We start from the raw sequence: 13086 nt of genomic DNA, 5'->3' as shown, positions 1-13086 counted from the left end.
TATATATATATATATATTGATAAGCGCTAACGATAAATACAGGTTTAAAAAACAGAAAAACCGGACGCTTTCAACAAAATGAACTTCTTATTTCAAAATAAGATAATGAGTTTTTTCATAAATTATAAGTTTATTATTTTCTTCTTTAATTTTTAAATCTGAAAAATCTGTAGCACTCTACAGATAAAAAAACCTTTTGCTCTCTACAAATCTATTAAAAAGCTTTCTACTAAGACAAAAATTTCCATTCAAATGTATTTCAACTTTACTGGAAGAAGCTATAAAACAATACGCTAAATTAACTCTACCCCTTGCAAAAAACAACAAATAAGTTTAAAGGTTTAAAAAAACCAATCACCACAAAAAAATTTTCTTTCTTAAGAAATGTAAAAGAGCAAAACGCATTAACCATAAAACCTAAAACACAACGTCTCTATCTTTTCAGTCAGGTACTAAATTTTTGAATACGTTTAGAAAAACCAATTTCAGGAGACCTAATAGCGCTTAAATGTGTCTTTTTTGTGTTTATAGTTATTTCTTTCATTGGGGAGTTCATTATGAAAAAATTATATACAAAATTAGCAGGGAGCAATTTAAAATTTTCTCGTTTTCCTTTTATTAAAGTCCTATCCTTGACTTCAATAGCGGCACTTTTAGCCAGTGTTTCCCCTGTTTTTTCGAATGATTTGGATTCTTCTAGTTCATCACAGGAAAATTATTTAACAGCGCTGAATGTTGCTTTGACATCCAAGGTAAGTGCTGCTGATGACTATGAAAATTTTTTAACCAAAACTCTTACTGGTGTAAGTGATTATAGTCCTATAGTGAATATTTTGGCAGAAACCAGCGATTCGATACGTTCAATTGATATGAATGCTGGAAGTAAAAAAATAACAAGAGCAGCTTTAACTCCAGGAGTTGTAAAGGGAGATCAGATAACTAGGGATGATTTGGGTAATCCTCTTGTCTATGGTGAACGAGCTCAGGGAGAAGCGCATGATGCTATTGTTTTCGGGCAAGTAGCGCAGACAAAGGCTGACCAAGGGATTGCTATCGGCTTAACTGCTTTAGCTGGTAGTAGTAGAAATACTAAAAATAGCATTGCAATCGGCTCTTCTCTAACCGATAGTTCTGATGAAAAAGAGAGAACAGTTTCAGTTGGTGATTTTTCAATAGCCTTCGGTAGTAAAGCACATAGTTATGCAAATGAAGCGATTGCTATGGGGTACAATGCATATGCAAAGGAGCAGGCGACGCAGGGAATTGCTATAGGCGCTAGCTCTAATGTGACGGTTGCGGGAGGTGTTGCTCTAGGAAGCGATTCTATATCCGATAGGGCTGCTGGTGAGTTTGGCTACACTTCTTTGTTGCAGGGTCCTGCAACAAACATCGAGGCGCAATGGAAAAGTACGCGGGGCTCAGTTAGTGTTGGTGATTATAGTAAGGGTATAACCAGACAAATTACAGGCGTAGCTGCTGGTTCTAATGTTACCGATGCAGTGAACCTTAGACAGTTGCAGGACTTAGAACAAGTTGTAAGACAAAACGGTTGGAAATTCTCTGTTGGAGATAAAAATGCTACCACTGTTCTTATGAATAGCGCGGTAGATTTTTCCGCTAGAAGTAGCAACCTAAATATTACAAAGGGCGAAGATGACAATAAAGTAAAATTTGATCTGGCGCAAGACATTGCACTGGAGAGCGTAAAGACAGGTACAAATACCTTCGATGCCACGGGCTTAGTAATTACTGATGGTCCGAAAATAACCACCGGTGGTATTGATGCTGGAAATAAAAAGGTAACGGGTGTTACATCTGGTGATCTTAGTGCAGATTCACAAGAGGTGGTAAATGGTAGTCAGTTGAATGTTGTAGCTACCCATATAGCTGGATATTTAGGCGGTGGTGTTAAATTTACGAATGGTCAATGGGATAATCCAGAGTTCAAAATTAAAACTTTAAATCCTGAGACGAATGAGATTGAAGAAGAAAGTTTTCCAAATGTAGCCAAAGCCTTTGAAGGTGTGGGTAAGTCTTATGTAAATCTTCACAATGAGATTAAAAAAGCTACCGATGATAGTGTCTTTAAATGGCATGCCGAAACGGAGAGCATTACAATTGCTGCCAGTGAGGGAAAAGGTGGGCAAGAAAGTATTGCTATAGGTAAGCTTTCAAGTGCAACTGCCAACAATGGTATTGCATTAGGTGGTTCTGCAAATGTATCTGGTGAAAATAGTATTGCATTAGGTGGTTTTGCAAATGCATCTGGTGAAAATAGTATTGCATTAGGTGGACTTTCAGCTGCAACAGCTAAAAATAGTATGGCATTAGGTTCAAATGTACAAGTACTTCCTGAGGGTGGTGTTGCTGTGGGTTATAAATCTGTTTCTCGTAACTCAGTGTCCGCAGTTGGCTATGATCCTTCCATAGGGAGCCAGTCAACGGATGATGGTGTGATATGGAAGAGCACTCAAGGAGCTTTTAGTGTTGGTGATACTCCGAATAAGATAACACGACAGCTTACAGGTGTAGCAGCGGGTTATGCAGACACTGATGCCGTCAACATTGCACAGCTGAAAAAATTAAGAGAATTTGTAGCACAAGGGTGGACACTTTCTCTTAATGATAAGGCTGTTTCAAACTTTCAGCCGGGTGATATATTAAATTTGGTTTCTGGAAGCAAAAACTTTGAGATTAAAAATAGTGATACAACAGAAAATAAAGACAAAAAAATAACATTTGATTTGGCACAAGATGTCACATTGAACAGTGTAAAATTAAAAGACGTCACTTTAGATAAAACGGGATTAACCATTGAAAATGGTCCCAAAGTAATAGCGGATGGTATTGATGCTGCAGGTAAAAAAATAACAGGTCTTGCGGGTGGAGATCTTAGCACAAATTCGACAGATGCCGTTAATGGTGGCCAGCTTCATACAATCACTGGAGATTTATCAAAAATTTTAGGTGGAGATGTATCCTTTGATGGAACAAACTTTAAAGTACCAGAGTATAAATTATCGAATATTGATGAAAAAGGTGTTGTAACAGATAAACCGCATACCGATGTTGGTTCTGCCTTTAAAGGACTTGATGATAATATCAAGAATGTGAACGCTCGTATTAAGGAGTTTGAAAAGGACATCTCTTCGAATAGTTTAAATTGGGATGGCAGTGTAGGTGATGATGGTGCCTACAATGCTGCTCATGGTGAGAAGGATGCGAGCAAGATTGTTAATGTCGCTGATGGTAAGGTAGAGAAAGATTCGCACGAAACTATAACAGGTTCCCAGCTTTATGCACTGGGCAACAAAGTTGCAGAATATTTTGGCGGCGATGCTACGTATGAGAATGGCATATTGAACAAACCAACCTTCAAACTCAAAGTTTTCAACTTAGAGAGCAATGAAATTGAAGTTGAAGAAAAAACCTACAATAATGTAGCGGAAGCCTTTGACGGAATTGATAAGAATTTCCAGAGTGTGAATAAGAATGTGCAGAACATCGTTAATGATTTTAATGACAAAGTCACGAATATCAAAGAATCTGTCCAAGGCGATGCTCTGTTGTGGGATGGTAAAGAACAATCCTTTGTAGCCAAGCATGGGGAAAAAGATGGAGAAAAGGAAAACAGCAAGATCACATCACTTGCCGCTGGTTCTATAATATCAGCTTCGAGTGATGCGATTAATGGCGATCAGCTTCATGCAATCACTGAGGATTTATCAAAAATTTTAGGTGGAGATGTATCCTTTGATGGCAAAAACTTTAAAGTACCAGAGTATAAATTATCGAATATTGATGAAAAAGGTGTTGTAACAGATAAACCGCATACCGATGTTGGTTCTGCCTTTAAAGGACTTGATGACAATATCAAGAATGTGAATGCTCGCATTAAGGAAGTCTCAGAAGGAGTTGCACAAGATTCTTTATCTTGGAGCGATGCTGACAAAGCTTTTGTTGCCCAGCATGGGGAAGGTGATGACAGAAAGGCAAGTAAAATCACATCGCTTGCTGTAGGAGATATTACGAAAGAATCGATGGATGCCGTAAATGGTTCTCAACTTTATTCACTGGGCGATAAGGTTGCAAAATATTTTTCTGATGACGCTGAATATAAGGATGGGGAATTGAAAGTTCCTGATTTTAAGCTCAAAATTATCAATGATGATGGCACTGAAGCTGAATCAAGCTATAAGAATGTATCAGATGCATTTTCAGGTGTGGGTAAACTTTTCACAAAGGTTCAAACTGCGATCAGCGATGTAATCAGTAATTTGCTTGTTACGAAAAATGAAGATGTTATCAACATTGGTAAAGGAGTAGAAGGTAGTGAAATCAATATCGCAAACAAGGGTGGTAAGGATCGAACTCTTTCTGGTGTAAAGGCGGCAGAAAAAAACAATGAAGCCGTGAACAAAGAACAATTTGATAAAGGTTTGAAGGATCTTTCTGATACCCTTCTGTCGGATAGTTCTTCTGTTGTTCTTTACGATAAAACAACAGATAATCAAACTGATTATACAAATGTAACTTTTGGGAAAGGGAAGGATGCTACACCTGTTGCGCTCCATAATGTAGCCGCCGGATCGATTGCGGAAAACTCAACGGATGTTATCAATGGAGGGCAGGTTCACATCCTTTCAATGGATATAGCAAAATTGTTGGGTGGAGATGCTGAATTTAAGGATGGTGCTTTTAAAGGGCCAACTTATAATTTATCCAGTATTGATAAAGGTGGCGAAGTAACAGATAAACCGCATACCGATGTTGGTTCTGCCTTTAAAGGGCTTGATGACAATATCAAGAATGTGAACGCTCGCATTAAGGAGGTCTCAGAGGGAATTGCACAAGATTCTTTATCTTGGAGCGATGGTGACAAAGCTTTTGTAGCTCTGCATGGGGAAGGTGAAGACAGAAAAGCAAGCAAGATCACATCACTTGCGGCTGGCTCTATAGTATCAGGCTCGAGTGATGCGGTTAATGGTGGACAGATTTATGATCTGAATCAGTCGCTAGCAAAGTATTTTGGTGGTGATGCTAAGTATGATGGTGATGGCTGGGCGCTTCCAGGTTTCAAGATAATGACTTTCCAAGAAGATGGAAGTTTTGAAGAGAAGGATTATGATAGCATTGCAGCCGCGTTTGCCGGTGTAAATAAGGTTTTCAAGAATCTTCATAATGAGATTTCAGACAACATTGAGCAAAATGCGTTGTTGTGGAGTGATGATGCAGGTGCGTTTATAGCACAGCATGAGAAAGAAGGTAAAAAGGAAAACAGCAAGATCACGTTCCTTGCGAAAGGAAAGATATCAGAAGATTCGACTGATGCGATTAATGGTGGTCAGATTTATACACTTCAACAGACATTTGCCTCATATTTTGGTGGAGGAGCTGGTTATGATAAGGAAGGAAACTGGCAAGGACCAAAATTCACCGTTCAGGTCTTTAATAAGGATGGTACGAAAGGTGATAAAGAGGAGCGTAATAATGTCTCTGAAGCATTTGATGTTGTTAATGACAGCATGAGCACTATCAACGATCGTATAAAAGAAGTTGAAAAGAGTACCTCTTCGAATAGTCTGAATTGGAATGAAGAAAAAGGAAGCTATGATGCATCTCATGTTGATGCTCAGGGTGTTAAGAGTCCAAGTAAGATTATCAATGTAGAGGATGGCAAGGTAGACAGAGATTCAAAAGAAGCTGTGAATGGAGGACAGCTTTGGGAAACTCAGCAAATGATTACAGATCAGGTCAAGGATATTGAAAATAAAGTTACGGAGGGATCTGTACAATACGATAAAGATAAAAAAACGGGCAAAAAGACCAATAAAGTTACATTAGTTGGTGGAGATGACAGTTCTCCAGTATTAATAGCCAATGTAGCCGATGGAAAGATTGAAAAGGATTCGAAAGAAGCGGTTAATGGCGGTCAATTAAAAGATAAGATGGATTTTGTGCTTGAAAATGCCAATAAGTATACGGATGAGCAAGTTTCTCATCTTGTAAAAGATGGAGTTAGTGAGGCTAATTCGTATACGGATATGAAGTTTTCGACATTAAGTTATGCTGTTGAGGATGTTCGAAAAGAGGCAAGACAAGCAGCAGCTGTTGGTTTAGCGGTAGCTGGTTTACGCTATAGTGATATTCCTGGAAAATTAACAATCGCATTTGGTAGTGGTTTATGGCGTAGTCAATCTGCTTTTGCTTTTGGTGCAGGTTATACTTCAGAGAACGGTGATATTGGTTCCAACTTGTCAATTACCACTTCTGGAGGTCACTGGGGTATAAGTACAGGGGTTAATGTGATACTCAACTAATAAACGACTAAATCCATAAAATTGATTTGCCTTTTTCTTAATTGAAGAAAAGGGCAAATTTTTTACTTTCTTCCAGAGCTCTCTAAAGCTATTCTAAATGTATAAAACACCCGTAATTATATAAAATCCGAATATAAAAAGCCTATGACAACTTTTGTTGAGAATAAAAGACCTTAATGGTAAAGATTTAAAAAATTGATTGCTATTATTTTGATTTATTAAAATGCTTCAAGAAATGTAAATACGAATATACCCTTTATTAAAAGAAGACAGTTTTAGCTTTTATTTTCGTATAGTTTTAAACGTATGCTTTATAATGCAACGATCTACAGATATGCAACGTACTCCAAACACAAGTATTGCTTTAGGGTAGTGGAGCGCAAACGGAAAAAGAATGAAGCGTTTCTGTAGGCAATATGGCTTACGCTTTAGAGAAAAGCAGTATCGCAATAGGTAGTGAATATAATAAGAAGAGCGAATACGGGGAAAATGATTATACAACTTGCGAAGAGTGATTATTCAACAGTAGTGGGAGCTGTTTCTAAAGCTTTAGAATATGGTTCGATTTCACTTGGTCATTCCGTGCTATATGCATTTGCTCAAGAAGCTATTTCTATGGGCTTCTATTCAAAAGCAAATGGGGTTGGAAGTATCGCTTTAGGTTCTTATTCTAAAGTGACGGTTGATGGGGGGCTATTGGGAACAACTCTGTGTCCGGTAGGGCTGATGGCGTTTTTGGGTATACGTCTCTTCTGAAAGGACCGGCTAAAAACACTGAATCTCAATGGAAAAGTACGAAATTTGCAGTAAGTATTGGTGTTCCTAGTAAAAACATAACGCGACAAATTATAGGTGTAGCAGCTGGTAGCAAACCTGCCGATGCAGTGAACCTTAGATAGTTGCAGGGTTTAGAAGAAGTCGTAAGAAAAAAAGGTTGGAAACTGTCTATTTCTGGTGAGGCAGCTAAAGGTATGGGTGCTAGATAGTACAATAAATTTTTCATCTGGAGGAAGTAACTTCAGGGTTAAAAGAGATAAGGACGATGAAAATAAGCTCATATTTGGTTTGGCTAATGATATAGCATTGAAAAGCATAACATTAGGAGAGAAAAGAAAAGTCGATGCAACAGGCTTAGTAATTACTGATGTCCCGCAAATAACCACCGGTAATATTAATGCGGCAAGTAAAAAAGTAACAAATGTTGCAGAAGGAACTAGCAATACTGATGCAGTAATTTTTCACAACTGAAGGGAATAAAAGAACAAGTAGCAGTGAGTATTTTTGTAAAATAGGATACAGCAACGAGACACATTACTATTAGTAAGGATATAGATGGGGCATTTTAGTAAAAAGCTTTCATAAATCCTCTAATGAAATAAAAGATCTTACTCACGAAAAATAAACTGATGCCTAAGCGGATGATCAATAGGCACAAAAATTATACCTTTTTCAAAGAGATCAAAGCTAAAAACGATACACAACCTTTGATAGAAAAATGAAATCCATTCTAATATTAAGTATTTTTTTACCTTCCTCAAATTGACTTTCACGAACCTACCCCTAATTACCCTCTAAAGACACTGTAGAAACAACAGTTTATGTCTTAATTTTATTTATGTCCTAAAACACGCTGTAAAAGCAGGAACACGCAAAGGAAATAAGAAAGTTTTAGAGTTCTAGAGCATACATTTTTTGTGTTTTTAATCTGTTATTATGAAGGGGGTATTATGAAAAAATTATATACTACACAAAATCTGCGTGATTTGAGTTTTTCTCGCTCACATCGTCGATCATCATTGTTTAAAGTAGCTTCGTTGGGAACTGCGGTTGCCTTGTTTTTATCGAATGCTGCTCCTGTTTTTTCAGCAAATCTCGATTTAACAAAGGCATCTCTTGAAAATGTGAAGAATGCCGCTGTAGTTTATCCGCAAAGTACTATTTCTGCGTATGATGATTATAACAGTGGTATGGATGGTTATAATTCTGTAATAAATGTTTTAACAGCCGACGGAAAATTTGCATGGGAAGATGCGCAAAACATCTTCACAGCGAATGGCACGCTCGTTTCTGATTCAAAAAGGGATAAGAGGGCTAAAAAAGCTGTTGTTTTAGATCCAGAGAAATATACGGCAAAAGAGAAAAGTTTTACTATAAACTCTATGGCTCGCGCTTCAGGGCTAGACGGTATTGCGATAGGTTCCGTATATGATAATCAAGATAGCATTGAGGAATATACATTCGCGAATGGTTACTCTTCAAAAGTGAGGGCTGATGGTAATGGAGCTATTGTTATAGATAAGAATGCTGAAACGCGTGCGGCTGAAACGCGGGCGTATGGCAATGTTGTTCTTGGGGACGGTTCTTCGACTACATCGCTTGCTGGCGCTAGCGGTTACAGTCCTATCGAGCTAAGCGAAAAAAATAAAAACAGTGAGGTATGGAAAAGTACTGCGCATGCAGCGACTATTGGTGATTATAAAAATAAGGTAACACGCCAGCTTGAAGGAGTGGCTGCTGGTAGTTATTCTACCGATGCCGTTAATGTTGCACAGCTAAAAGCGTTAAAAACTTACGTAGACCAAGGTTGGCAGCTATCTATTGGGGGTAAAAATGCTAAAGCTGTTGGTGTACAAGATACTGTAGATTTGTCGGCTGCAAGTGACAACCTTAAGATTACAAAAGGTGAGGAAAACAATAATGTAACATTTGATCTAGCTAATAATATTACAGTGGAACGAGTTACCGCTGGGAGAAGCTCTATCAGTGATGATGGCATTTTGTTTGCTGATGGGGCTAAAATAACTGTGGATGGTATTGATGCTGGCAATAAGCAGATTACAGGAGTGGCAGCTGGGGAAGAACCTGATGATGCAGTGAATTTTGCGCAGTTGGAGCAGGTTAATCGGGACGTTGCAAGTGTAAGTCAAAATACATCACAATATTTTGGTGGTGGTGCAGATGTATCTAATGGTAAAGCACCAACTTACACAATTCAGGGTAATTCTCATAATGATGTTGGTTCTGCTTTTAATGCTGTTGATACTTCTATCACGAATATCCAAAATCAGATTACGAATGCGACAAAAAATAGCCTCGTTAAGCAGGAGGAAAATGAAGGTACTATCACCATAGGTAAGGCAACAGGAGGTTCTATAATTAATATTGCAAATAATGCAGGCAACGATAGGACAATTTCTGGTGTGAAGGCAGCTGTGAATGGTAATGAAGCTGTTAACAAAGCCCAGCTTGATAAAAGTATAGAGAAGATTTCTAATGATATTAATCTTACAAGTGCTGCTGCAGTTCTCTATGATAAAGAAAACGATACCGTTAATTATAATAGCATAACTTTGGGTGGTGATAAGACTACAGCACCAGTTTCCCTCCATAATGTTAAAGATGGGAAAATTGCTGAAGATTCGCATGATGCGATCAATGGGAACCAAATTAATAAAATATCTGGAGATATAGCAAATTATTTTGGTGGTGGTGCCTCGTTCGAAAATGGTGCTTTTAAAGGACCAAACTATAGTTTATCTGTTATTGTTGAAGATGGTCAGGTGGCAAAAGCCAATTATCATGATGTTGGCTCAGCTTTGAGTGGTCTCGATGCAAATGTGAAGAGTGTGAATAGTCATCTCACGAATGTGGTCAATAATTTTACACAACAAATCAATGATATTACACAAGAAGTCAAAGGGGATGCTTTGTTGTGGAGCAATGATGAGCAGGCATTTGTAGCACAGCATGGAGAGGAAAAAACCAATAGCAAAATTAAGTTTCTTGCTAATGGAGATATTTCTGCTAATTCAACCGATGCAGTAAATGGTTCGCAGCTCTTTGCTACTAATCAGAATGTTATCACTGTTACGAATAATCTCTCAACAATTTCTCAAAATACATCACAATATTTTGGTGGTGGTGCAGATGTATCTAATGGTAAAGCACCAACTTACACAATTCAGGGTAATTCTCATAATGATGTTGGTTCTGCTTTTAATGCTGTTGATACTTCTATCACGAATATCCAAAATCAGATTACGAATGCGACAAAAAATAGCCTCGTTAAGCAGGAGGAAAATGAAGGTACTATCACCATAGGTAAGGCAACAGGAGGTTCTATAATTAATATTGCAAATAATGCAGGCAACGATAGGACAATTTCTGGTGTGAAGGCAGCTGTGAATGGTAATGAAGCTGTTAACAAAGCCCAGCTTGATAAAAGTATAGAGAAGATTTCTAATGATATTAATCTTACAAGTGCTGCTGCAGTTCTCTATGATAAAGAAAACGATACCGTTAATTATAATAGCATAACTTTGGGTGGTGATAAGACTACAGCACCCGTTTCCCTCCATAATGTTAAAGATGGGAAAATTGCTGAAGATTCGCATGATGCGATCAATGGTAGGCAGATTGAAAAAATATCTGGAGATGTAGCAAACATTTTGGGTGGGAATGCGGAATTTAGCGACGGTATTTTGTTCGGTCCGCTCTATCATTTATCGCGCATTTCTGAAGATGGCGTAGCAGTATCTAAAGACCATAATAATGTTGGTGACGCTTTGACAGGGCTTGATGACAATATCAACAATGTGAATAGCCGCTTAACACATGTAGCAAATGAATTTACTCAGAAAATTGAGGGCGTTTCTAAAGATTCTCTATTGTGGAGTAATGATGAGCAGGCATTTGTAGCACAGCATGGAGAGGGAAGAACCAATAGCAAAATTAAATTTCTTGCCAATGGAGATATTTCTGCTAATTCAACCGATGCTATAAATGGTTCGCAACTTTTTGTTACTAATCAGAATGTTACCACTGTTACGAATAATCTAGCAAAAATTTCTCAAAATACATCTCAATATTTTGGTGGTGGTGCAGACGTATCTAACGGTAAGGCTCCCACTTACACTATTCAGGGTAAGCCACATAATGATTTTGAATCTGCTTTTAGTACTGTTGATAATTCTATCACGAATATACAAAATCAGATTACGAATGCGACAAAAAACAGCCTCGTTAAGCAGGAAGAGAATGAAGGTGCTATCACCATAGGTAAGGCAACAGGTGGTATAGAAATCAATGTTGCAAATAATGCAGGCAACGATAGGACGATTTCTGGTGTGAAGGCAGCTGTAAATGCTAATGACGCTGTTAACAAAGCCCAGCTTGATAAAAGTATAGAGATGATTTCTAATGATATTAATCTCACAAGTGCTGCTGCAGTTCTCTACGATAAAGAAAGCGGTGCCATTAATTATGGTAGCGTAACTTTAGGTGGGGTAGATAACCAAGACCCTGTTGCTCTTCATAATGTTAAAGATGGCATAATTGCGCAAGGATCGCATGATGCAATCAATGGGAACCAAATTAATAAAATATCTGGAGATATAGCAAATTATTTTGGTGGTGGTGCGTCATTCAAGAATGGTACCTTTAAAGGACCAAAATATAGTTTATCTGTTATTGTTGAAGATGGTCAGATGGCAAAAGCCAACTATTATGACGTTGGCTCAGCTTTGACAGGTCTTGATGCAAATGTGAAGAGTGTGAATACGCATCTGACGAATGTGGTAAACGATGTTAATGAAAGAATCACGAATATTACTCAAGAAGTTAAAGGGGACGCCTTGTTGTGGAACGGTGATGAGCAGGCATTTGTAGCACAGCATGGAGAGGAAAGAACCAATAGCAAAATTAAGTTTCTTGCCAATGGAGATATTACTGAAAATTCAACCGATGCTATAAATGGTTCGCAACTTTATCTTATGAGCAACCAATTGGCTGCGTATTTTGGTGGTGGCGCTGGCTATAATAATGGAGAATGGACTGCTCCTACTTTTAAGATAGTACAATTCAAGGCTGACGGGAGCTCTGGTGAAAAGAAGAATTATCATAACGTTGCCAGTGCTTTTGACGGCGTAAGTGAGAGTATGTCTAAGATAAACGACCGCATTCAAAATGTTGAAAACAATGTCTCGTCCAATGGTTTAAATTGGAATGAACAGAAAGGAATGTATGACGCTAGTCATAAAGGTAAAGCGAGCAAGATTGATAATGTATCTGATGGTAAAGTTGAAAAAGGCTCAAAAGAAGTTGTAAATGGAGGACAGCTATGGGAGACGAACAAGAAGGTCACAGAAGTTGAAAACAGGGTAGACACAATTGAAAACAGAGTAGATAATATCCATCAACATATACAAGATATTGAAATTTCAGTCGCAGATGGTGCGGTTAACTATGATAAAGATGGAGAAGGAAACAAAACTAATAGGATCACTTTAGAGGGTGGAGATTCCAGTGAACCTGTTTTAATTGATAATGTTGCGGATGGCCGTATTGAGAAGGACTCGAAAGAAGCTGTGAATGGTGGTCAACTGCATGATTACACTCAACAACAGATGAAAATTGTTCTCGATGATGCAAAAAAATATACGGATAGTCGGGTGGATAATATTGTTATTAATGCCATTGATGATGCTGTTGATCGGTCTGACCGATATACAGATATGAAGTTTAATATTTTAAGTTATGATATTAAGAGCGTACGGAAAGAGGCAAGGCAAGCAGCCGCCGTTGGTCTAGCAGTATCCAACCTACGTTACTTCGACGAGCCAGGATCTTTGAGTGTCTCATTTGGTAGCGGCACATGGCGTGGACAATCCGCATTTGCTCTTGGTGCTGGTTATACATCTGAAAACGGAAAAATCCGCTCTAATCTCTCTGCCACGAGTGCTGGTGGTCATTGGGGCATAGGTGGTGC

At 38.2% G+C, this 13086-nt stretch carries 5 protein-coding genes; all 5 read left to right on the top strand.

Annotation, left to right across the window (positions count from 1 at the left end; all coding sequences use genetic code 11):
* Nucleotides 1-557 precede the first annotated feature (557 nt).
* On the top strand, nt 558-6320 hold the full coding sequence (locus tag ACFIQC_RS00025; protein ID WP_375706580.1) for a YadA-like family protein: 5763 nt from the start codon (nt 558-560) through the stop codon (nt 6318-6320).
* A 489-nt stretch (nt 6321-6809) separates the two neighbouring features.
* Nucleotides 6810-7076 (top strand): hypothetical protein, encoded by a 267-nt coding sequence (locus tag ACFIQC_RS00020; RefSeq protein WP_375620821.1) that lies wholly within the window; start codon nt 6810-6812, stop codon nt 7074-7076.
* Complete coding sequence (locus ACFIQC_RS00015; protein ID WP_375620820.1) at nt 7031-7219, top strand: hypothetical protein; 189 nt, start codon at nt 7031-7033, stop codon at nt 7217-7219. Before ACFIQC_RS00020 ends, ACFIQC_RS00015 begins: the two co-directional genes overlap by 46 nt.
* A 76-nt stretch (nt 7220-7295) precedes the next feature.
* Nucleotides 7296-7568, top strand: a complete 273-nt coding sequence (locus ACFIQC_RS00010) for a hypothetical protein (RefSeq protein WP_375706579.1) — start codon at nt 7296-7298, stop codon at nt 7566-7568.
* A gap of 479 nt (nt 7569-8047) precedes the next feature.
* The coding region (locus tag ACFIQC_RS00005; RefSeq protein WP_375706578.1) for a Vomp family autotransporter at nt 8048-13086 on the top strand (5039 nt) is incomplete at its 3' end.

It is taken from the genome of Bartonella sp. AA126HLJHH (genome assembly GCF_042197425.1).
Classification (GTDB): Bacteria; Pseudomonadota; Alphaproteobacteria; order Rhizobiales; family Rhizobiaceae; genus Bartonella.
This window is presented reverse-complemented; position numbering and strand designations above follow the sequence as displayed.